Annotated in this window: 19 protein-coding genes; 5 read left to right on the top strand and 14 right to left on the bottom strand. The window is 68.8% G+C overall.

Annotated features, from left to right (window positions below):
• Nucleotides 1-41 precede the first annotated feature (41 nt).
• Nucleotides 42-1,982 carry a methyl-accepting chemotaxis protein gene (locus NGM10_RS15445; protein ID WP_253480330.1) on the top strand — a complete coding sequence of 647 codons (1,941 nt, stop codon included), beginning with the start codon at nt 42-44 and terminating at the stop codon, nt 1,980-1,982.
• A gap of 123 nt (nt 1,983-2,105) precedes the next feature.
• Nucleotides 2,106-2,972 (top strand): CheF family chemotaxis protein, encoded by an 867-nt coding sequence (locus tag NGM10_RS15440; protein WP_253480328.1) that lies wholly within the window; start codon nt 2,106-2,108, stop codon nt 2,970-2,972.
• 277 nt (nt 2,973-3,249) lie between these two features.
• Here the strand turns inward: NGM10_RS15440 and NGM10_RS15435 are convergent, their stop codons facing one another.
• The 4 genes from NGM10_RS15435 to NGM10_RS15420 all read right to left on the bottom strand — a co-directional run bounded on the left by NGM10_RS15435 (nt 3,250) and on the right by NGM10_RS15420 (nt 9,467).
• Entirely contained in the window at nt 3,250-4,203 is a 954-nt protein-coding gene (locus NGM10_RS15435) for an NAD-dependent epimerase/dehydratase family protein (protein ID WP_253480326.1), read from the bottom strand.
• An 18-nt stretch (nt 4,204-4,221) separates the two neighbouring features.
• Nucleotides 4,222-5,817, bottom strand: coding sequence for an alkaline phosphatase family protein (locus NGM10_RS15430; protein ID WP_368408635.1), 1,596 nt, complete (start codon nt 5,815-5,817; stop codon nt 4,222-4,224).
• Between the two features lie 373 nt (nt 5,818-6,190).
• Nucleotides 6,191-7,657, bottom strand: coding sequence for an oligosaccharide flippase family protein (locus tag NGM10_RS15425; RefSeq protein ID WP_253480322.1), 1,467 nt, complete (start codon nt 7,655-7,657; stop codon nt 6,191-6,193).
• Between the two features lies 1 nt (nt 7,658).
• The gene (locus NGM10_RS15420) at nt 7,659-9,467 is read right to left on the bottom strand and encodes a hypothetical protein (protein ID WP_253480319.1); all 1,809 of its coding nucleotides are present in this window, start codon (nt 9,465-9,467) and stop codon (nt 7,659-7,661) included.
• A gap of 274 nt (nt 9,468-9,741) precedes the next feature.
• On the opposite strand from NGM10_RS15420, the gene tnpA reads away from it, so the two are divergent.
• The 3 genes from tnpA to NGM10_RS15405 all read left to right on the top strand — a co-directional run bounded on the left by tnpA (nt 9,742) and on the right by NGM10_RS15405 (nt 11,653).
• The gene (gene tnpA, locus NGM10_RS15415; protein WP_253480316.1) at nt 9,742-10,122 is read left to right on the top strand and encodes an IS200/IS605 family transposase; all 381 of its coding nucleotides are present in this window, start codon (nt 9,742-9,744) and stop codon (nt 10,120-10,122) included.
• Nucleotides 10,119-11,393, top strand: a complete 1,275-nt coding sequence (locus NGM10_RS15410; protein WP_253480313.1) for an RNA-guided endonuclease InsQ/TnpB family protein — start codon at nt 10,119-10,121, stop codon at nt 11,391-11,393. Before tnpA ends, NGM10_RS15410 begins: the two co-directional genes overlap by 4 nt.
• Before the next feature lie 92 nt (nt 11,394-11,485).
• Nucleotides 11,486-11,653: a DUF7331 family protein gene (locus NGM10_RS15405; RefSeq protein WP_253480310.1), complete on the top strand. Its 168-nt coding sequence runs from the start codon at nt 11,486-11,488 to the stop codon at nt 11,651-11,653.
• Between the two features lie 36 nt (nt 11,654-11,689).
• Here the strand turns inward: NGM10_RS15405 and NGM10_RS15400 are convergent, their stop codons facing one another.
• From NGM10_RS15400 to NGM10_RS15355, 10 genes are all read right to left on the bottom strand, one after another.
• Nucleotides 11,690-12,796: a DUF354 domain-containing protein gene (locus tag NGM10_RS15400; protein WP_253480307.1), complete on the bottom strand. Its 1,107-nt coding sequence runs from the start codon at nt 12,794-12,796 to the stop codon at nt 11,690-11,692.
• A 256-nt stretch (nt 12,797-13,052) separates the two neighbouring features.
• Nucleotides 13,053-13,994, bottom strand: a complete 942-nt coding sequence (locus tag NGM10_RS15395) for a glycosyltransferase (RefSeq protein ID WP_253480304.1) — start codon at nt 13,992-13,994, stop codon at nt 13,053-13,055.
• A gap of 151 nt (nt 13,995-14,145) precedes the next feature.
• A complete protein-coding gene (locus NGM10_RS15390; RefSeq protein ID WP_253480301.1) occupies nt 14,146-15,228 on the bottom strand; it encodes a GNAT family N-acetyltransferase in 1,083 nt (360 codons plus the stop codon).
• Nucleotides 15,225-16,256 (bottom strand): polysaccharide deacetylase family protein, encoded by a 1,032-nt coding sequence (locus tag NGM10_RS15385; RefSeq protein ID WP_253480298.1) that lies wholly within the window; start codon nt 16,254-16,256, stop codon nt 15,225-15,227. Before NGM10_RS15385 ends, NGM10_RS15390 begins: the two co-directional genes overlap by 4 nt.
• Nucleotides 16,249-17,310, bottom strand: a complete 1,062-nt coding sequence (wecB, locus tag NGM10_RS15380) for a non-hydrolyzing UDP-N-acetylglucosamine 2-epimerase (protein WP_253480295.1) — start codon at nt 17,308-17,310, stop codon at nt 16,249-16,251. Before wecB ends, NGM10_RS15385 begins: the two co-directional genes overlap by 8 nt.
• Nucleotides 17,307-18,437, bottom strand: coding sequence for a glycosyltransferase family 2 protein (locus tag NGM10_RS15375; RefSeq protein WP_253480292.1), 1,131 nt, complete (start codon nt 18,435-18,437; stop codon nt 17,307-17,309). The genes wecB and NGM10_RS15375 overlap by 4 nt, the downstream gene beginning before the upstream one ends.
• Before the next feature lie 2 nt (nt 18,438-18,439).
• Entirely contained in the window at nt 18,440-19,786 is a 1,347-nt protein-coding gene (locus NGM10_RS15370) for a nucleotide sugar dehydrogenase (protein ID WP_253480290.1), read from the bottom strand.
• On the bottom strand, nt 19,783-20,775 hold the full coding sequence (locus NGM10_RS15365; RefSeq protein WP_253480287.1) for a Gfo/Idh/MocA family protein: 993 nt from the start codon (nt 20,773-20,775) through the stop codon (nt 19,783-19,785). Before NGM10_RS15365 ends, NGM10_RS15370 begins: the two co-directional genes overlap by 4 nt.
• Nucleotides 20,765-21,853: a DegT/DnrJ/EryC1/StrS family aminotransferase gene (locus NGM10_RS15360; protein ID WP_253480284.1), complete on the bottom strand. Its 1,089-nt coding sequence runs from the start codon at nt 21,851-21,853 to the stop codon at nt 20,765-20,767. The genes NGM10_RS15365 and NGM10_RS15360 overlap by 11 nt, the downstream gene beginning before the upstream one ends.
• Nucleotides 21,850-22,419 carry an acyltransferase gene (locus tag NGM10_RS15355; RefSeq protein ID WP_253483888.1) on the bottom strand — a complete coding sequence of 190 codons (570 nt, stop codon included), beginning with the start codon at nt 22,417-22,419 and terminating at the stop codon, nt 21,850-21,852. The genes NGM10_RS15360 and NGM10_RS15355 overlap by 4 nt, the downstream gene beginning before the upstream one ends.
• Nucleotides 22,420-22,613 lie beyond the last annotated feature (194 nt).

The following is a 22,613-nucleotide window of genomic DNA, read 5'->3' as shown; positions in this document are numbered from 1 at the left end:
AGTAAAGCTTTATATCCGGTTGGTGTCTCTTTCCGCCAAAGATGGTCAGGGACAGGCTGGTGAAAATTTTACGGAGCGTTCGGCGAGACGGTAACCAGACCGAACGGCAGCGAAACGTGACGTTCGACGGCGGAACCGAGACCGGGGGCGTCGCGGTCTCGACCGGAGAATCCGTCACGCGGGTCGACCTCGCCGACGCGTATCGGGGAGCCGAGGTGAGCGACGACCTGCAACGGACTCAGGCGGTTCACCTCGGGGGGGTCGTCGACGACCGCGAGAGCGCGACCGACGACGCCGCCGACCTCGGGCGACGCCACGTCGACGCGGGCGCGTCGCCAGCGACGTTCGCGGGCACTTACGAGGCTGGGGTCGAGGAACTACTCTCTCGGACGTTCGAGAAGCTCGAACACCGCCTCGGCGCGGGCAACGAGGCCGTCGCCTCGGAGCTCCAGCGAGCCGAGGAGGAGATTCAGACGGCGCTGTCGGCGGCGTTCACCGACATGCAGACGGGGCTCGACGCGTACGACGTGGACGCGGTCGGCGAGGACGAAGAGGAGTTCGACCTCGACGACAGCGACCTCCTCAACGGCATCGACGTTCCGGTGTTCATCCTCGACACCCAGCGCGGCGAGGTGGCGGCGTGGAACAAGGCCATCGAGGACCTCACCGGGATGTCGGCCGAGGAGGCGCTCGGACTGGAAGACGCCAGCGTGGCGTTCGACCCCGACGGTCGGCGCGGCAGGACGCTCGCCGACAAGGTCGCCGAGTCGCCCGAGACCGCTCACCAGGAGTTCGACGTCGAGTTGGCCGACCCCGAGCGCACGCTGTACACGAACAGTACCACGATGACCACGCGCGACGGCGTCGAGCGCCGCCTCGACTTCTCGGCCCTGCCGGTGTTCGAGGACGGCGAACTCATCGCCGTCGTCGAGACGGTTCGCGACCGGACCGACGACGTCCGGCGACAGGAGGGCGTCACCGCGCTGGTCGAGGAGCTGATCGGCACCCTGACCGCGATGGAGATGGGCGACCTCTCGGCGCGGGCGTCGTTCGAGGACGAACACGACGTCGTCGACGACTCGCTCGTCGAGGTCGTCGACCAGGTCAACGCGATGGCCGAGCAGTTCGAGGTCCTGACCGAGCGCGTCGGCCAGAAGGCAGACGACCTCGCCGACGAGGTCGAGAGAGCGACCGAGTCGGCTCGCGTCATCGACGAGCGCGTCGACGAGCAGACCGACCAGCTCTCGGAGGTCGCCACCCAGATGGAGAACTTCAGCGCGAGCATGCAGGAGGTCGCCGCGAGCTCCGACCAGGTCGCCTCCGCGGCCGAGCAGGCGAAGGCCTCGGCCGACAGCGGCCTCGAATCCAGCACGGGAGCGCGCGAGGCGACCGACGAGGTCATCGAGATGAGCGAGGACCTCGTGGGGACCGTGACCGAACTCGAATCCCAGATGAACGAGATCGAGGACGTGGTCGAGGTCATCGCGGAGGTCGCCGACCAGACCAACCTCCTCGCGCTGAACGCTAACATCGAGGCGGCCCGCGCGGGCGAGGCCGGGAGCGGCTTCGAGGTCGTCGCCGACGAGGTCAAACAGCTCGCCAACGAGACCCGCGAGCACACCGAGGAGATCGCCGACCGCATCGAGGAGATACAGTCGCAGGCCAACGAGACCGTGGTCGCGGTCGAGGAGTCCAACGAGCAGGTCAAGCGCGCGGGCGACGAGATCGAGGACGCCCTCGTGGCGCTCGAAGAGATCGCCGACGCGGTCGAGGAGGCTGCGACCGGCGTGACCGAGGTCGCGGAGGCCAACGACGAGCAGGCCGCCAACGTCGAGCAGGTGATGGCGACCGTCGAGGACGTCCGCGACCGCACCCGCGAGGTCGAGGACGCGACCGACGACATCGTGGCCGCGACCCGCGAGCAGACCGACGCCATCGACGAGCTCTCCGCGCGGGTGAACGAGATGCGAGACGACGCCTGACCGCCCCCTCGTCCCCGCCATGACCGTACCGAACCACCGAAACCGTCACCGAGGACACCGTACGACGAGTCGCGGCGACCCGGCGGAGCCGCGGGCGAGTCGCCGGACGCGAAGAGACCACGCATGAGCGAAGGCGAGTACAAGATCACGGACACGCAGGGGAAGTTCCTGCAAGTCGTCAAGAACGGTCGGAAGCTCAACGACCCCGACTGGACCAGCGGCCGCATCCTGCTGTCGAACAAGCGCCTGATACTCGCGGGCAACAGCGGCAAGCGGACGATACCCCTCTCGAAGCTCAACGGGCTGAAGGGTCGGTACGACGTGAACCAGGCGGTCGCGAGCGTCTCGGACTACCTGAGCGTCGAGTTCGACAACAACGTCGTCCTGCTGTCGGTCAGCGGCGAGATCGACGAGTTCGAGACCGACATCTACGGCGCACTCCTCGACCAGAAGATGCTCCTGACCAAGCACCCCGCGGTCGAGGGCGGGGTGGTTCAGGACACCGAGTGGGAGAAGGCCAGGGTGAAGATAGACGAGGGACAGGTCAACGTCGCCATCGCCAGCGGCACGTTCGTCGCCATCGAACTCGACGACATCGGGTCGGTCGAGCGGGCGACCCGGACGGTTCAGGGCGAACAGCGGACGGTGCTGGAGGTCGAGCACACACAGGGCGACACCAGCGTCGAGACGTACATCTCGGGGAAGACCCGGCGGTGTTCGCTACTGGAGTCGTTGCTCCGGAAGGGCGAGCGAAAGAGCAAGGGCGGCGTCGAACTCAACGAGGTCGAAAAGGAGGTGCTGATGGCGCTGTACTCGGGCGTCTCGTCGTTCGAGATTCCCGACTTCCTCGGGATGGACGTAGACGAGGTCGAGCGCATCTTCGAGCGCCTCATCGAGGTCGACGTGCTGGAGGAAGTGCGCAAGCGGCGCGAAGTGACGTTGAAGACTCGCGGCAGGAATATTGCGAGCGAGTCCATCAACGAGAAGTGACCTACATTGGGGAATGTGAGGTCTCGCTGTTTGGGCCACGCGGAGTCGATTTCTGTTGTTTTACCGGATTTGGCGACTCCTTCGATTCTGTCGGGTCCGAGGAGCTAGCTACTCCCGGTACCTCGGAGACCGCCACCGCACCGGACAGCACCGCCACCGCGCCCCGTGCCTCCCCGCGTGCGGTCGCGTTCGCGGTGCGAACGCGACCGCGGCGCATCCTGTGGACAGTGGAAGGTCACGGAACAGCGGTCGCGGAATCGAATCGTGAGAAACGGCCTCACCGAAGGCCCTGCGCGTCGGCCAACTCCCGAAGCCCGTCTTCGAGCGACACCCGCGGTTCGTAGCCCAGCGCCTCGCGGGCCCGCGAGACGTCGGCCTCGCTGTGGCGGATGTCGCCGGGCCGGGGGTCGACGTGTTCGATGTCGGCGTCCGAATCGGTCACCTCGACCACGGTCTCGGCGAGTTCGGTTATCGTCACGCTCCGGCCGCTCCCGACGTTGAACGGCTCGCCAACGCGGTCGGTGGTCGCCGCGAGCAGGTTCGCCCGGACCACGTCAGAGACGTGGACGAAGTCCCGTGTCTGCTCGCCGTCGCCCTCCACGGTGACGGGGCCGCCCTCGCGGGCCTGCCGGAAGAACACCGACACCACCGCGCTGTACTCGGGGTTCTGGCGGGGGCCGTAGACGTTGAAGTACCGGAGCGGGACGGTTTCGAGGCCGTAGAGGTCGTGGTACCGCCGGGCGTAGTGGTCGAGCGCGAGCTTGTCGATGCCGTAGGGCGAGGTGGGTTCCTTGGGGTCGCCCTCGGCGACCGGGACCTCCTCGGGGTGGCCGTAGACGGCGGCCGAGGAGGCGAGCACGACGCGGGCGTCCTGCTCGCGGGCTTCCTCCAGCACGTCGACCGTCGCGCTCGCGTTGATCCGGTGGCACGCCGCGGGGTTCTCGACCGACTCCTCGACGCTGACCAGCGCGGCCTCGTGGAAGACGAGGTCGGCACCGTCCATCGCCGCGGCGAGGTCGTCGGGGTCGCACACGTCGCCCGCCACGAGTCGCGCGCCCGCGGGGACGTGTTCGCGCGCGCCGCCCGAGAGGTCGTCGAGCACGCGCACCTCGTTGTCGGCGACGAGCGCCTCGGCGATGTGGCTCCCGATGAAGCCCGCGCCGCCCGTGATGAGAACGGTCCTCCCGGAGAGGTCGGTCTCCGCGCGCAGGTCATCGATGTCCTCGTCCATGCGTGAGCCCTCGTCGCGCTACTCCATATAGCCCAGTCCTTGGAGCCGGGACTCCACGTCGTCGAAGTCGGCCTCGACCGCGTCGTCGGGACCCGACTCGCTGTAGGCGCGCTCGGTGACCCGGCGGGTCGCGGCCGCCGACCGGGCGTCGAACACCTCCGAGAGCACCCGACCGTCGGCGTCCTCGGGAACGGGCTCGCCGACGCTGTGGAGGACGGTCGGGGCCACGTCCACGACCGCGGCATCCTCGGGCGTCGAACCGGACTCGACCGAGGGCCCCCACGCGAGGAAGACCCCCTCCTCGCGGTGGCTCGCGCTCATCTCGCCGTCCCGGAAGATGTCGTCGGTCAGCGAGTTGGCGACGAGGTAGCCGCCCTCCCTGTCCTTGTGGCCCCGGACCACGAGGTCGGGGCTCTCGTCGTCGGTCTCGAAGACCTCGTCGCCGTCCCGGACCCGGAGCACGGGGTCGCCGGTCTTGGGGTCGGTCAGGCCTTCGAGTCGCTCGCGAATCTCGGCCTTGACCGCGGGCACCTCGTCGGGAGTGACCGTCCCCTCCTCGAAGCGCTCGGTGTCGTTGATGTAGAGGTTGCCCTCGCCGTGGGTGAACGCCACCGTCTCGGAGAAGTCGACGTCGTAGAGCTCGTGGCTCCCGGGCACCTGCTCGGCGACCGACTCGACCAGCGAGTCGGGGAGGTGGTCGTACACCGTCCGCTGGTCGATGCCCACCGCGTCGATGGCGTCCTTGACCCGCTCTTTGGTGAGGCCGAGGCGTTCGAGCGCGCCCCGCCCCGACCCGCCCTTGCGTTCGAGGTAGCCCTCGCGTTCGAGGAAGGTGTTCGTGTGGACGAACGTGTCGATGGGAGCGAAGCCGTGGTCCGAGACCACGAACAGGTTCGCGCCGCGCTGCTCGACGCGGTCCAGCACGTCGCCGAGCGCGTCGTCGAGTTCGCGGTAGTGGTCCAGCAGCACGTCCTCGTCCCAGAGCAGGTGCTGGAGGCGGTCGGGCGCGGTGAACACGAAGAAGAAGAGCCGCCAGTCGTCGGTCTCCGCGAGCAGGTCGAGCAGTCGCCTGCGAGTCGAGACGAGCCCCGAGAGGTCCTCGCGGAACCCCTCGGGGTCGTCGCGGTACTCGTCCCACGACAGGCTGACCCGATAGTCGGGGATGCGGGTCTCGATCTCCTCGCGGAGTTCGGGCGGGTGGGTGAACCCTTCGCCGATTTCGGGGGTCATCATCCCAGTCACGAGCTCGCCGTCGATCTCGTCGGCGGGGTAGGTCATCGGCACGTTCGCGACGACCGACGGCGAGAGAACGTCCCAGAGCTCGGGCCGGGAGACGTCGTTGCTCGTGTTCATGCGCTTGGTGTAGTCCGACCGGAGCCCCCGGAAGCAGTAGACGCCGTGCTTGTCGGGCCACGTCCCGGTCGCGATGGTGGGCCACGCGAGCGCGGTTGTCGGCGGCATCGTGCTCCGGAGCGGTCCGGCGGCCCCGTCCTCGACGAGTCGGGCGAAGTTCGGCAGGTGGCCGTCCCCGACCCACTCCTCGACGAGGTACCACGGCACCCCGTCGAGTCCGAGAACGAACGCGCTGTCTGCGTCGGTAGGTTCCATTGACATAGTTCCGTCCTGCGGGCTACTCGCCCGCCACTCGTCCGAGTCGAGTGGCGGGACGGCCTTTGTTATGGCCCGTCTGTCCCGCGTTACGCGCCGTCTGCGGGCGTGTAGGCCGCCCTTGGGCCCTCCGCCCGTTTCGGCTCTAGCTTTGCACACCCCGCGCGCCCGCGGCGGCGGGCCGCCGCGGGCGCGCTCGCGGGGATGCCGACGCGCTCGCGAGGATGACCGACGCGCTCGCGAGGATGACCGACGCGCTCGCGAGGATGACCGACGCGCGCACGGGAGCGCCGACGCGCGCACGGGAGCGCCGACGCGCGCACGGGAGCGCCGACGCGCGCACGGGAGCGCCGACGCGCGCACGGGAGCACCGACGCGCTCACGAGAGCACCGACGCGACCTGCCGTGGGTCGACCAGACCGCTGGCGACCGACACGGCCGCCCAGACGACCACCCCGAGCGGCACGGCCGCGACCACCGCGAGCGGCCCCGAGGCCGCGGTCAGCGCGAGGTAGACCGCGACCGACATCACGCAGGCGACCCCGACGGTCGCCGCGAAGTGGCGGAGGACCCGCCCGAGCGGGAGCGACAGCTCGCTGTGGATGATGGCGACGTTGACCGCGACGTAACCGGTGTGGGTGACGACCGTGGCGGCCGCCGCGCCCGCCACGCCGAACGCGGGGATGAGGACGAGGTTGAGCAGGAAGTTGCCGACCGACGCGGTGCCCTTGGCGTAGGCCCGCGAGCGCGCCCGACCGAGGAAGTCGAGCGCGTCGCTCGTGATGAAGGTGATCGCCTGGAGGACGACGTACACCGCGAACACCTGGAGGACGGGCGCGGCACCCGCGTACCCCTCGCCGAAGACCAGCCGGATGGCGGGCTCGGCGACCAGCACCATCCCAGCGGCCGCGGGCACGTACAGCAGGAGGGTGTGCCTGAGCGAGGTCTCGTAGATGCGGGCCGCACGCTCGGTCTCGCCGCCAGCCTTCTCCTCGCCGTACGTCGGCGAGAGGGTGAATCCGAGCGACGCCGCCGGGGTCTGGACGAACCCCACGACCTGCTTGGCGAGGTAGTAGTAGCTGACCGCCACCGGGGTCATGAAGTAGCCGACGAGGATGGTGTCGACGCGCTTGTCGAGGACGTTCGCTCCCCTGGTCGCGGTCAGCGGAACGCTGTACTCGGCGATCCGGCGAGACAGGCCCTCCTCTGGCGAGTCGGCCCGTTCGGTTCCGCGGTAGCACTTGGCGTAGAGGAGCGCGAGTCCGAACACCGCAGCGATGCCGTACCCGACCACGTAGCCGACCATCGCGCCGACCGCGCCGCCGAGCAGGGCGACGAAGACGACCGCCATCACGAGCCGCAGGACCGCCCCGGTCGCCTGGATGGTCGCGCTGTAGGTCACGCGGTTGTACCCCTGGAACAGCACCTGCGAGAAGGTGAAAAAGGAGTTGGCCGCGATGTAGCCCGCCCCGACCACGAGGAGGGGCGCGAGTTCGGGCTGGTCGATGAGCCGGGCGATGTCGCCGCCGAAGACCGCGAACGCCCCGCAGACCGCGCCGATGGCGACCAGTCGGAGGACGACCGCGGTCCGGAGGACGTGGGGGACCTGCGAGGGGTCCTTCTCGCGGTACTCGGTGACGTACCGCGCCGCCGACTTCGCGAGGCCGAGGTCTCCGAACAGCCGCGCGACTCCCAGCACCGCGACCGCCGACCCCACCAGCCCGAACTGCTCGTTCGTGAGCAGGAACCGGGTGAGAACGACCGTGAGCAGGCCGCTGGCGGCCATGTAGAGGACGCGCGCGCCGAACGTCGCCTTCAGTCCGCGAGAGATGCGTTGCAGGTCCATGTCAGCGCGTTCCGTTTATCCGGTAGGTCTGGAAGTCGGTGTTGGCCTGAACGCGGTCGATGCCCGGCGTGGAGTCCAGCGACCGGAAGCCTCGCTCGGAGAACCGCAGTTCGCGGTACACCGCCGCCTCCTGCTGGGGCGTCCTGTCGCTGAACGCGAGGTAGGTGCCGTCCAGATTCTCCGCGAGGTACGACCCCGAGAACTCGCCGTCGGTCCCGGGGCCGTCGGTCGCGTTGGTGTTGGCGTAGAGGCTCCCGGCGGAGGGGTCGCGCTCCCTGCTCGCCTCGAAGCCCAGGATTCCGTCGGCGAACCGCCCGCCCGAACCCCGGACACCGAACAGCGGCGCACCCTCGGTGTGCTCGAACGCGGTCCCGTAGCCGGTCATCTCGGCCTGAGTGACGTGGTCCGACCCCTGGTACATGTACGGGGAGTTGTACACGGTCGGTACCGAGAGCGCGAGCATGAGGACGAACGCGACGCCGACGACCGCGCGCGCGGTCGTCGGCGAGAACCGCGTCGAGAGCGTCTCGGCCACCTGCGAGAGCGCGAGCGCGCCCAGCACGGTCGCCAGCACCATCACGAACCCGAGCTGTCGGAAGTGGAGCTTCCCGTAGCTGGCGACCATGAAGGCCGCGAACAGTCCGAGAAGCGGGACCAGCCCCAGCCCGAAGTACCGGGCGAAGGCGTTTGTGTCCGGGTCCTCGAACCGACTCCGGAGCCCCGAGAGGACCACCAGCGCGGTCAGCACCGAGAACACCAGACTCACGAGGAAGAGCTTGGCGAACAGCAGCTCGAAGCTCCCGCCGATGGCCGACAGCGAGACCGCGCGCTGACCGACGCTCCCCGCGACCTCGGTACTGCTCGTCAGCATCTCGACGAGCGCGGTGCTGGCACCCGAGGCCCGGTCGTGGCGCGGGGCCCACACCAGGAACGCGACAGCGACGAACACGGTCTGGAACGTCACCGTCCGGTGGTCGGTGTCGAAGACGCCGGCCCACCGCGCGAGCAGTTGGAGCGCCAGCACCGCGACGAACACCACGAGGACGTTGGCCGCTTGCTGGGGGTGGACGAGCAGGATGGCGACCGACGCCAGCGCCAGCAACGCACCGGTCGGGGTCCCCACGGGCAGGGTGTCGCGGTCGGCGCGGGTCGCGTACCGGGCCAGCAGGTACAGCACCAGCGGCAGGAACGTGATGGCCTGCGAGGTCGGATGGGCCATCTGGTAGACGCTGACGTTGTTTATCGGGAGCAACAGGAACCCGGAGAACGCGGCGATGGCGGTGGCTCGGCGGTCGCGAGTGATCGCCCACGTCGCCAGCGGGACGAACAGGACGAAGACGGCGGTGAACGCCATCACCATCACCAGTAGCGCGCGGGTCAGCGCCATCCCGGTCACGTCGGCGAGGAACACCGCGACGGTGTGTGTGCCGGGATAGAGGAACTCCAGCACCGACAGCTCACCAGTAGCAATATCTCTCGTCCATCCAAGGTGGGTCAGCGAGTCGCCCGGGCCGAAGAAGTGGTACGACCGGACGACCGGCAGGGAGGCGACCGCGAGGGTGGTCGTCCCCCCGAGGACGAGCGCCAACCGACGGACCCCGCCGCGAGCGCCGAGGCCGACGAACACCGCGACCGTCAGCGCGACCGCGGAGCCGACCCAGAACGGGAGAGGGGTCCCGGCGTATATCGACAGCTCGTACGCCTCGGGCGGTGACCCGCGCGCGAGGGTCACCGCCACGGCGAGCGACACGAACCCGACGAGGAGCGCGCCTTTCTCCATTCGCTGGGAGGTGTGGGTGTCCGAATCCATGGTAATCAGACCGCGTCCCGACGGACGCGTATGGTCGTCTCACACGTCCCCGCTTCGGGGCTTTGTTATAGGCCGCCTGAAGCCGAGTAGGCGGCGGAAATAGCGTGGAGCGCCACTCCGGTAGTGTCATGGTAACACTTATGGAAAATTCGAGGCGAAAGCCTCGCCCTTCAGGGTGGGGATGAAGCCGACCAACAGTATTCATCCACCGACGACAGCACAGACGGGGTTCCAACGCAATCTTTAAGCCGACTGACCATGATAGTATGCATAGATGGTAAAGAGTACCCGTCACGCGAAATACGAACTCTACTACCACATAGTGTTCGTGCCGAAATATCGGCGTTCGCACCTGACGGGGGAGACGAAGGAACGTCTCGAAGCCATCTTCGCGGAAATCTGCGAGGACAAAGGCCTCGAACTGGCCGAGTCCGAGGTCATGCCTGACCACGTACACCTGTTTATCGGAAGCCCACCGAAAAACGCCCCGTCACTCATCGTCAACTGGGTCAAGGGGATCTCGGCGCGGAAGTATAACCAGCGGTACGACGACCGCGTGAAGTGGACTCGTTCGTACTACGTCGGAACGGCTGGAAGTACCTCGAAAGGCGCTGTCGAACAATACATCGCTGAACAGGAGGGTGATGACGCATGAAGCGGGTCAACACTTTCGAGGTGGTTCCACAGACCGAGAACGACAAAGAGTGTCTCCTCCGTCTACTCGACGCCTCCGCTTCCCTGTGGAACGAACTGACCTACGAACGTCGTCAGAACTACTTCGGTGACGGCGACGTGTGGGACACATCCGAGTATCGAGGACACTACAACGGCGTCGTCGGAAGCGCGACTGTCCAACAGGTCACGCGCAAAAACTCGGAAGCGTGGCGGTCGTTCTTCGCCCTCAAGGAGAACGGCGAGTACGCCAACCCGCCGTCGTACTGGGGTAACGAGGAGGACGGACGCGAACTCCGCACCTACATCCGCAACGACCAGTACACGATTCAGTGGGGCAAGCGTAGTCGTCTCGAAATTCCGGTCGGGCAAGAACTGAAGGACGAATACGGACTCGGCTACAACGAACGACTCCGCCTCGAAGTCCGAGGCAATCCGAAATGGGACGGCAAACAGGGTCGTCTGGAACTTGAGTACGACGAGGTTAGCGACACGTTCAGGGCTTTCCAACCAGTCACCGTACCTGATTCTCGACTGGATTCACCACTGGCTTCCGAAGAAGCCGCCCTCGACGTTGGCGCAAACAATCTCGCCGCGTGTTCCACGACCACTGGGAACCAGTACCTCTACGACGGTCGGGAGTTGTTCCGTCGGTTCCGCGAGACGACAGACGAAATCGCCCGCCTCCAGTCGAAACTCCGAGAGGGACGCTACTCCTCAAAACGGATTCGACGGATGTACCGACAGCGGACGAAACGCCGTGACCACGCACAGAACGCGCTGGTGCGCGACCTCGTTGAACGGCTGTACGACGAGGGCGTGGCGACGGTGTACGTGGGCGACTTGACCGACGTGCTGGAAACGCACTGGTCGGTCAGGGTGAACGAAAAGACGCACAACTTCTGGGCGTTCAAGAAGTTCATCCACCGTCTCGCGTGTGTCTGTGAGGAATACGGCATCAGCCTCGAAGTCGAGTCGGAAGCGTGGACAAGTCAGACGTGTCCCGAGTGTGGCGACCACGAGGAGACGGTTCGCCATGAGGATACGCTGACGTGTCCGTGTGGCTTCGAGGGACACGCCGACCTCACGGCGTCAGAGACGTTCCTTCGAGAAAACAGCGATTGCGAAGTCAGGCCGATGGCACGGCCCGTGCGATTCGAGTGGGACGACCACGACTGGTCGGGGAAACCATACCCTCACGACAGTCCCAAAGAAGTGCGCACGAACCCGCAAGTTGCCTCCGTGGGTCGGTAGCCGAACCCCCAACGGAGGAATCCTCGCGCTTTAGCGCGGGGAGGATGTCAACGATAGAAACCCACTAACCCGACCGAAGTGGGCGACACCCCATGACCTCCACGTACGAAAGCGACGACGACAGCGACCGCGAACGCCCCGAGACCGAGCGGTACGTCGCGTTCGACGACGAACTCGGCGCGACCGTGGTCTACGACACGCAGAACAACCGCGCGTGGCTCAAGTCCGACGACGCGGTCGAACTCGAAGCGATGGCCTGACCGGTCCCGAGAGCCGCCGAGCGGTCGCGAGGGCCGCTAATCGGTCGCGACCACCCGCTCGTCGGCGTCGCGGTCGCGCGACGCCGACGAGCGGGCCGGGGGCTCACCGCCCGCTCTCCCGGCCTCGCTCAGGAGGAGTCGGACCGCGAACTCGACGACGTCTATCTTCCCGTCGAGCAGTCGCGCCCGTCGCTCGCTCCACGCCGTCTGCACGTCGCTGCGGGCGAGCGTCTCGGCCTCTCGGACCGCCTCGCGGCCGTCGGCGGTCGAGCGGAGCAGGCCGTGATCGGCCAGTTCCACGAAGTTCGACATGTCCTGACCGTCGGCGAACGACTGGCACCGAACCGCGGGCGTGCCGAGCAACGCCGCCTCGGTCGACATCGTGGCCGAGTCGCCGACGTAGAGGTCGGCGTAGAACAGCAGGTCGTGGACCAGATGGGGCCTCACCGGCAGGCGGTGGTCCCGGAACGACGCCGGGAGCCGACTCTCGCTCACGACGTACACCCGGCCGTGGTCGGCGAGCGACTCGACGAGTCGGCGCTTGTCGCCGCCCGAGAAGCCCGCCTCGCCCACGTCGTGCAGCGCCGACCACTCCCGGAACCGGACGACGGCGTACTTCGCGTCGGGGTCGACGCCGTGGGCCCGGAGCCCGCCGGGGTCCGGGTCGAACCGGTCGGGGTGGAGGTACGCGAGCTCCTGGAAGCCGTCGTATCGGACGTGCTTGGGACCGAAGTCGTCGCGAAACCCCATGGGCGTGCAGACCCGGTGGGCGAACGGCGTGGTGATGCGGTGGGCGAGGATGCCCTCGTTGTCGAGCCACACCACGCTGCGGGCCCCGACCAGCCGCGAGACGTGCGCGACCGCGGTCCCGCCGATGGCGGTCATCACGTCGGGGTCGATTCGCTCGGCCGCCTTCCAGAGCCGGTACTCGTAGGTCGCCTGCGTCCGGGCGAGGCCGCCGAGCGAGCGGGGCTTGCCCGCCAGCACGGTGTGGTCGATGTCGTAGTGGACGAGCAGGTCGAGCGCCACGTCCTTCTCGCGGGCGAAGACGTGGACCTCGTGGCCCCGCGCCCGGAGCGCCGGGACGACGTGCTTGAAGAAGTGGACGTGAGCGGGATGCTGGACGGTGACGACGACGTTCACCGTCGCCTCCCGTGGGTCGTCGCGCCGGGGCCGATTCCGGGCCCCGAGTCGGGTCCGGGTTCGGTTCCCGAGTCGGGTCCGGGTTCGGTTCCCGACTCGCTCTCGAAATCGGTGCCGATTCGGGACTCGGTCGGACCGTCGGCCCCGACGCGCGCGCGTCGGGGCCGACGGTCCGACCGCCGCGGTCGTCGCTCACTCGGTTCGTCTGTCGGTTTCTCGGTGGTGGTTCGGTGGGCCATCGGTTCTCGCTGTCGTTCTATGTCGGGGTTGGTTCGACGCCGATTCCTCCGCGGTCGAGCGCGAGTTCGTACACCGCCCGGAGGCGCTCGGCTGTGCGTTCGACCCGCAGGTCGGCGACCGCCTCCCGGCCGTCCGACCGGCGGGGGTCGACGAGGAGGTCGGCGAGCGCCCCGGCGAGTCCCCCGTCGGTGTCGGCGACCGCCGACGGCGAGACGCCGTCGAGTCGCTCGCGCACGTCGCCCACGTCGGTCGCGACCACGGGGAGGCCACAGCTCATCGCCTCCCTGACGACGTTCGGCGAGCCCTCGCGCTCGGAAGTCAGCAGGAGCGCGTCGGCGGCGTTCATGTATGCCGGGACCTCGGCGTGGTCGACACCGCCGAGGACGTGGAGTTCGACCGGCGCGTCGACGCGCTCGCGGGCCGCCTCGACCACCCGACCCGCCCGCGGGAAGTCCTTTATCGGCCTGTCGGGGGCGTAGGGAAACAGGACGTGGCGGGCGTCGGCCGACCAGCCGACACTCTGGCGGGCTTCGGATTTCGGGACGGGTCGGAACCGGTCTCCGTCCACGCCGTGCGGGAGGACGTGGGCCGGGCAGTCGAGTTCGGCCGCCATCCCCTCGGACATGACGACCACCTCCTCGCAGCGGCGGGCGCAGGCCTTCGAGAGCCAGCCGTACTCGCCCAGCAGGTCCGACCCCCACAGCGACAGCACGACCGGAAGCCGACGCTGGGCGAGCGCAGCGGGCGCGGTGAGGCCGTAGTTGGCGTGGAGGAGGTCGTACCCCTCGCTCGACTCTCGAATCACCCGCGGAACGAACCGGAGGTAGTCGGCGACCGACCGCTCGCGCGGGTCGCCCGGGACGGTCATCACGGTCCGCTCGACGCCCGCGTCGGCGAGCGCCGCGGTCTCCTGGCGATGAAACGTCGCATCGTTCGGCACTAAGCTCAGGACCCTCATTCTCCCCCGTTGCGGTCGTCGTAACCGCTCCGTCGGGTACCTTTGCGGATTGGAACCTTTGTAATTCGCCTGTTAAGCTATCGGATTTCCTACAGAGTCGCCACCTATCCGACGCGTTCGGCTCCGAGAGCCCGAAGGACGCCAGAAACGGTTACCGAACCAACTGATACGCCCGCTTGGCGACGTCCATCGCTGGTCCCGACGACTCGACCACGTAGTAGGGAACGAGGTCGGCGCCGAACTTCGCCTTGTACCGACAGAGCCGCTCGGTGTTCGCGCCCATCAGGTCGTAGGTGTCGACCGACTCGACCGGCGGGTCCTCGACGATGTCCTCGATGATCCGCCAGTGGATGCGGCTGTTGACCGCTGTCCCCTCGTAGATGGCCTTCGCGCCGCCCTGCCAGAAGTAGGCGGCGTCGTCGGAGTAGAGGACCGTGATGCCCGAGAGGTACTCGCCGTCGGCGTCGCGGGCGACGTACGACCGGGCGCGCTCGCCGAGCGCGTCGAACAGGTCCCGGACGTACGACCACGTCTGGGAGAACGGTTCGTCCTGCTCGGCGTACCGGCGCTCGGTCGCGCGGAACACGTCGCGAGCGCCCTCGACGCCCTCGGTCTCGACGGTCACGTCGAGGTCCTCGGCGTCGCGTATCTCCCGGCGGAGGCTCTTGGAGAACGACTTGCGTACTTGCCCGGTGTCCCGACCGTTCAGGTCGAGGTGGTAGGTGAAGTTGGGTTCGACGTGGAGGTTCCCCCACGCGTACGGCCGGGGGTCGGCGTAGTCGGGACTGCAGACCATCCGGAACAGCGTCAGCCGCGAGTCCACGTCGAGTCGGTCGAGGACCGACTCGGCCATCGGCGACTCGACCCCGGCACGCGCGAGTCGCTCGTCGAGTCCGAGGTCGGTGCCGACCTGCGCTAGGACCGTCTCGGTGAACTCCTGATTGACCTTCTCCTGCTTGCGCCGCTTGGGACTGGTCGGCATCACGATGGGCCCGAGGCGGGGAATTCCGAGCCCCGGCGGCGGCGAGGTGACCGCGGTTCCGACAGACTTTCGCTGGACGAACGCGGGCAGGAGCGCGATGGGCTGCTGGCCCTTGAACCCGCCGAACAGTTTCATCTCGGCGTCCGTGTGGCGGTCGACGACCTCTAGGGCCTCGGGGCGGTGGAACACCTCGAAGCCGTCGCTCGGTAGCGCCGACTCCCACTCCGACAGTTCGAGTTGCTCGACTCTCATCCTGTTGGCTCACCGTTAGCGCCGGTTTGCACTTTGTTATCCTCCGCCTGTGGGCGCGTAAGCGACTCCTGTCCGGAGCCGTCGGCGAGGCGCCCCTCGATTTCGGGCGGGGGTCCGTCACCGACCCCGGGCCGGTCGTCGGTCCGACTCCCGTCGGGATGGTCGAGCAGGTCGTAGTAGTCGCCCGGCGGGCCGACCCACGCGCCCATCTCCAGCGCGCGCTCGACCAGCAGGCGATACAGCTCGCGGTAGCCGGGGAAGTCGGCCTCCGTGAACAGTCGGGGGTGCCACAGCACCGACATCACCGCGTCGTTGTCGGCGGCCTCGTCGAGCAGGTCGGCACAGACCCCCCACGCCCGGTCGAACGCCTCGCCGGGGTCGGGGAGCGCGGCCTCCATCAGGGTCAGCGGGAACACCACGAACTCGTCGTCGAACGGACGGAGGGGCCGATAGCCGCGGTCGAATCCGTACTCCGAACTCGACCCCGGACTCGCGTCGTAGTTCAGCCCGATCTCGCGGTGGTGGGCCCAGGTGTCGGGCCCGCGGTTGAGGTGGTGCTGGCGGACGCCGACCACCTCGTCGCCGAGCGCGGCCTCCAGTCGGGCCTTCTCGAACTGGAGGCGGTCGAGGTCGTCGTAGGAGTCGTACGAGCCGTGGAGGCCGACCTCCCATCCCCCCTCGTCGAGGCGGGCGAGCAGGTCGCGCATCTCGGGGGTCTCGACGTCGTACCGGCCCGCGTGTTCGACCCAGTAGAAGGGGTCGAGCCAGTCCGAGAGGTCGCGCTCGAAGACGTGCTTCTCGCGCAGGAAGTAGAACGCCGACCGGACGCCGAGCGAGTCCTCCAGTTGCGTGATGTCGTCGAACTGCCACCACGGGTTCACCCCCGGCAGAAGCGACTTGAGCTGTCGAGGGTCGCGTCGCTCCACCGCGTGGTAGAGGCCCTGCACCGACTTGTAGGGCCGGTCCACGTCGTGAGTCAGCAGGAGGGCGAACTCGGCGTCCACCGGGAGGCCGCCGTTCTCAGACATCGTCGAGCAGGCCCGCGATGGTCGCCGCCGCGTTGCCGTCGCCGTACGGCCGCGGTTTGTCCGGCGCAACCTCGGCGGTCGCGAGGTTGCGCCGGATGGCGTCGCCGTCGGCCCCCACGAGGGTGTTCCACCCCGCCTCGACCGTCTCGCGCCACTCGGTCTCCTCGCGCATCGTGACGCAGGGCGTGTCGAGGAAGAACGCCTCCTTCTGGACGCCGCCCGAGTCGGTCGCCACCACCTCGGCGCAGTCCTGCAGGCGAACGAAGTCGAGGTAGCCCACCGGGTCGGTCAGCGTGAGTCGCGTCTCGGCGTCGTCGTAGATGCCGTACTCCTCCATGCGCTCGACGGTCCGGGGGTGGGCCGGGAGGACGACCTCGCGCGAATCCTCGGCGAGCGCGTCCAGAATGGCGGCGAGCCGGTCGGGGTCGTCGGTGTTGGCCGCGCGGTGGACGGTCGCCAACACGTACTCGCCCGCCGCGAGGCCGAGGTCGTCGAGGACGGTCGAGTGGTCGGCCGCCCGGTCGCGCGCCCACAGCACCGCGTCGTACATCACGTCGCCGGTGCCGTGGACCGCGCCCGCGACGCCCTCTGCGCGGAGGTTCTCGACCGCCCGCGCCGAGGGCGCAAAGAGGAGGTCGGCGGCGTGGTCGGTCAGCACCCGGTTTATCTCCTCGGGCATCTCGCGGTTGTAGCTCCGGAGTCCGGCCTCGACGTGGGCCAGCGCGGGGTCCATCTTCGAGGCGGCGACGGCCGCCGCGAGCGTGGAGTTGGTGTCGCCGTAGACCAGCACCGCGTCGGGGTCTTCCTCGGCGATCTTCCCCTCCAGTCCGACCAGCATCTCGGCGGTCTGCGCGCCGTGGTCGTCGGAGCCGACCCCGAGGTTGTCGTCGGGCTCCGGAATCCCGAGTTCGTCGAAGAACACGTCGGACATCTCCTCGTCGTAGTGCTGGCCGGTGTGGACCAGCACCTCCTCGTGGGTCCGGCGGACCGCCCGGGAGACGGGCGCGGCCTTGATGAACTGCGGGCGCGCCCCGACCACGGTGAGGACCTTCATTGCTCGCCCTCCTCGGGGTCGGTCCCGACGCTGGCTTCGCCCGCCTCCGGGTCGGTCCGGACGTAGCGGTCGTCGTTCTCGTAGCGGTCGAACGCCATCGCCAGCACGCCCGAGAGCAGGCCGACCAGCGCGGTCGCGGGCCCGCACCCGCGCTCGCCGCGAACCCGGTCGCGCACCGACCCGTACAGCCCGGCGAGGGTCCCGAGGACCCCCAGTCCGTAGAGGAACGCCAGCGGGTGGAACTCCCGCACGAGGTACTTTGTGGTGAGCCGCCACCCGAAGCCGCGCGCCAGCAGTGCCGAGAGCTGGGGGACGAACGTCGAGTAGCGGATGTCGCTGTCCTCGTCGCCGTACCTCGCTGGCATGGGGACGTCGGCCACGCGCATCTCGGCCACGTTGAGGTGGACGAGCATCGCGTTGGCGAAGCCGTAGTCGTCGAATATCGAGTCGAGGTCGAGCGCGTCGAGCGCGTCGTGGGATATCGCGGTGTAGCCGTTCTGTGGGTCCATCATCTTCCAGTATCCGCTCGCGATTTTCGTGAGCATCGTGAGCAGTGCGTTGCCGAACAACCGCCAGTCGGACATCTCCTCGCGGTAGGACTTCAGCAGGAGCCTGTTGCCCTTCGCGTAGTCGGCCCGCCCCGAGACGACGGGGTCCAGCACGCGGGGGAGGTAGTCGGGGTCCATCTGGCCGTCGCCAGCCATCACCGCGACCGCGTCCATCCCGTCCTCGCGCGCCCGCCGGTAGCCGGTCTTGATGGCCGCGCCGACGCCGCGGTTCTCCTCGTGGCGCAGCGCGACGACCCGGCGGGCGGGTCGGTCGTCGGCGTCGCCGACGACCGACCCGTCGGTCGCTCCCCCGTCGGTCGCGCCGCCGCCCGAGTCGGCCCGACGTAGCTCCCTGCCGTGACCGTCGGTCACGGGTCGTTCGGAGTCGTTCAGGGGTCGTTCGGAGTCGTTCAGTCGGTCGGCGTGGGCGCGAATCTCGGCCCACGTTCGGTCGGTCGAGCAGTCGTCGACCGGGTACACCCGGTCGACGAACGCCGGAATCGTGTCTATCACCTCGCCGACGAACCCCTCCTCGTTGTACGCGGGGACGACGACGCCGACGGTCTTCTCTCGGTACATTCTCACCCGCTCCCGATGGTGTAGACGCGGTGGTCGGTGTCGGCGAGGTCGAGGCTCTGGCGGCCGTCGACCACGACCAGCGGGTCGAATCCCTTCCACTCGATGCGGTCGAACTCCTCGTGGGCCGTCACCAGCACGGCGGCGTCGAGGTCGCGGTCGTAGAGTTCCTCCTGAGAGACCTTCTCGGCCGCGAACCCCTCGGCGTCGTCGAGCATCGGGTCGACCGCGAGCACCTCCGCGCCGAGCGCCGAGAGGCGCTCGGCGATGGGTCCGGCGGGCGTCGCGCGGGTCTCCTCGACGCCGGGTCGGTAGGTCAGTCCCAGCAGCGCGACCGTGGTGTCGCCGGGCGAGACTCCCTCGGCGTCGAGTTCGCGGACCAGCGTCTCGACCGTGAAGCCCGGCATCGAGTCGTTGACCTCGCGGGCGGTCCGGAGGAGTCGGGCCTCGGCGTCGAACTCGTTGATGACGAAGTACGGGTAGTAGGGGATGCAGTGACCCCCGACGCCGGCCCCGGGCGAGTGGATGTCGCAGAACGGCTGGGTGTTGGCGGTCTCGATGGCCTCGTTCACGTCGATACCGAGTTCGTCGGTGAAGGTGGCCAGCTCGTTCGCCAGCGCGATGTTCACGTCGCGATAGAGCCCCTCGAACACCTTCACCGCCTCCGCGGTGGTGGCGTCCGAGACCGCGAGCACCTCGTTGTCGGTGAGCTGGTCGTAGACGAGTTCGGCCGCGCGGGTGCTCTCGTCGTCGATTCCGCCGACGACCTTGGGGTAGGCCCCGCGGATGTCATCCAGCGCGCGACCGCTGGAGGTCCGCTCGGGGCAGAACGCCAGCCCGAACTCCTCGTGGCCCGCCGCCTCGGCGAGCAGGGGCGCGAGCACGTCCTCGCAGGTCCGGGGCGGGACCGTACACTCCACGACCACGAGGTCGCCGGGGTCGAGTCCCGCGCCGATGTCCTCGACGACCGACTTCAGGATGGAGAGGTCGGCCTCCTTCCCGTCGGTGATGGGCGTCGGCACGATGACGACGTGGACCGCGGCGTCGGCGGCGGCCGCGGCGGGGTCGTCGGTCGCTTCGAGGTCGCCGACCTCGACGAGGTCGGCGACCAGCTCGGGCAGGCCGGGTTCGCGCTTGACGTGACACCCCCCGGCGTTGACGGTCTCGACCACCTCGCGGTCCACGTCGGCTCCGACCACGTTGCCCGACACATCGGCGTACACCGCCGCCAGCGGCAGGCCCATCTTGCCCAGACCGTACACCGCGACCGGGACCTGTCCCGACCGGAACGCCGCGCGCTGGTCGCGCTCGGGCGCGTCGCTGCCGTAGAGGGTGTGGACCTGAACGCTCATCGGGCGCTCACCTCGGGTTCGACGGCCTCGCCGCGAGCGATGCGGTCGATCTCGCGCGCGATTTCGAGCACCCGGAGGCCGTCCTCGCCCGAGACCACCGGCTCGGTCCCGTCGACCGCGGCCGAGACGAACGCTCGAAGCTCGTTCTTGAGGGGTTCGCCGGTCTCGACCGTGGGGCGCTCGACGATGCTCTCGTGGCGGTAGCGCACGTCGCCGTTGTCCTCGATGTACTCGGGCAGCGAGTGGCGGTGAATCTCGATGGAGCGGTCGACGTAGTCGACGTTGACCCGACACTCCTCGGCGGTGATGCCGAGCTTTCGGACCCGCTGTTGGGTCACGCGGCTCGCGGTCAGCGACGCAACGGTGTCGTCGCCGAACCCGAGGGTCGCGGTGGCGTACTGGTTTTCCTTCGCGCCGTGAGCGCTCACCTCGTGGGGGTCCTCGCCGAGTATCGACAGCACCACGTCGATGTCGTGTATCATCAGGTCGAGCACCACGCTCTGGTCGAGCTGGCGGCCCTCGGGCGGCGGGCCGAGCCGCCGGGTGTCGAGCGCGATCACGTCGAGGTCGGCGACGATGTCGGAGAGGGCCCGGATGGCGGGGTTGAACCGCTCGACGTGGCCGACCTGTATCGTGACGCCCGCCTCGTCGGCCCGGTCGACGAGGTCGCGGCCCACCTCGGGGTCCTCGACGAAGGGCTTCTCGACCAGCACGTCGACGCCGTGGTCGATGCACTCCTCGGCGATCTCGGCGTGGAACGGCGTCGGCACCGCCACGGACGCGACGTCGGCGGCGGTGAGCAACGCCTCCATGTTCATCGCGCGCGTGCCGTGGGCCTCCGCGACCTCCCGGGCGGTCGCGTCGTCCACGTCGTAGACGCCCACGAGGTTCACGTCGGGCAGTTCGCTGTAGACGCGGGCGTGGTGGCGACCCATGTTGCCGACGCCGACGACCGCGGCGTTGACGGCGTTCGGACGTTCAGCGTTCATAGTCGTTGATGGCGGAAGCGATGGTTCTGAGGTTCTGTTCGGTGACGTTCGGGTGGACCGGCAGCGACAGCGCCCGGTCGGCGGTTCGCTCGGCGACCGGATTCGCGGTCTCAGCGTCGGCGTAGGCAGGCTGTTCGTGTATCGGGGTCGGGTAGTAGACGCCCGTGCCCACGCCCGCGTCGGCGAGGAAGTCGGCGAGTCCGTCGCGGTCGTCGGCCCGAATCGTGTACTGGTGGTAGACGTGGCTGCGGTCGTCGGGGACCCTCGGGGTGACCGCGTCGGCGTCGGCCAGCGCGTCCGAGAGGTACGCCGCGTTCGCGCGGCGTGCCTCGTTGTAGTCGGGCAGTCGGTCGAGCTGGACCCGGCCGATGGCGGCCGCCATCGAGGTCATCCGGAAGTTGTGACCGACCCGGACGTGCTCGTAGCCGCCTTCCGGCGGTCTCCCGTGGTTGGCGAAGCTTTCGGCCTTCTCGGCCACGTCGTCGCGGTCGGTGGTTATCATCCCGCCCTCGCCCGTGGTCATGTTCTTGGTCGGGTAAAAGGAGAAGCAGGCGGCGTCGCCGAACGACCCCACGCGCCGCCCGCGGTAGGTCGCGCCGTGGGCCTGCGCGGCGTCCTCCACCACGGCGAGGCCGTAGTCGTCGGCGACGTCCAGCAGGTGGTCCATGTCGGCCGGGAGGCCGTAGAGGTGGACCGCCATCACCGCGGCCACGTCGTCCTCCCGGCGGACGGCCTCCTCGACCGCGACCGGGTCGAGGGTGAAGGTGTCGGGGTCGATGTCGGCGAAGACGGGCTCGGCCCCGGCGAGTCGAATCGCGTTCGCCGACGCGACGAACGAGAACGGCGAGGTGACCACCTTGTCGCCCGCGCCGACGTCGAGGGCTTCGAGCGCGGCGTGGAGCGCGGTCGTCCCGTTGCTGGTCGCCACGCCCCGACTCGCTGCGCAGAAGTCGGCGAACTCCTCCTCGAACGCCCGGACTTGGGGGCCGTCGGCCAGCATCCCGGATTCGAGGACGGAGACGACCTCCTCGACCTCGCGCTCGCCCAGTTCGGGGTCGGCGATGGGGATGTGGCTCATGCGATCTGGTTCCCCCCTTCGAGGACCTCGGGAAGCGGGCGGTGCTCGGCGGGCGCGCCCACCGCGAGCGTCTCGGGCGGCACGTCCTCGGTGACGACCGCGCCCGCCGCCACGAACGACCCCTCCCCGACGGTCACGCCGGGCAGGAGGGTCGCGTTCGCGCCCACCGAGACGTGGTCTTCGAGGGTTGGTCCTTCGAGGTCGACCGCCTCGCGAATCGGGTGGGGGTCGTTGGTCAGCACCGCGCAGGGGCCGACGAACACCTCGTCGCCGATGGCGGTGTTCGTCGGGACGTACACGCCCGTCTGGAGGCTGACGTGCGAGCCGATGGCGGTGGTGCCGTCGACGACGGTGTTGGTGCCGACCACCACGTCGTCGCCAATCGTGGTATCCTCCCGGACGAGGACGTTGTGGCCGGTGGTGAAGTCGTCGCCGACCTCCACGTCGCAGTAGACGATGCTGCCCGAGCGGACGGTCGCGCGGTCGCCGAACCTCGGCGGCGCGGCGTCGGCGGCGTGGCGGTGGCCGACGGTCGCGTCGGGCGCGACCGTGCAGTCGTCGCCCAGGAGGGGGTCGAGCGGGCCGTCCTCGGCCCGCGCGTCGGCCTCAGCCACGGACGACCACCTCGGTGGCGTCCGGTCGAGTATCCAGTCGAGCGGTCGGAGTCGATAGCGGAATCATAGTAGGTCAGTCGAACTGCCCGAATACTGCCGGACGGCAGGCCGGGCGTTATCCCGTCCATGCCCTGCGCGCCTCTTTG

It is taken from the genome of Halorussus salilacus (assembly GCF_024138125.1).
GTDB lineage: Archaea > Halobacteriota > Halobacteria > Halobacteriales > Haladaptataceae > Halorussus > Halorussus salilacus.
The sequence above is the reverse complement of the archived record's forward strand: the minus strand, read 5'-3'. Positions and strand labels throughout refer to the sequence as shown.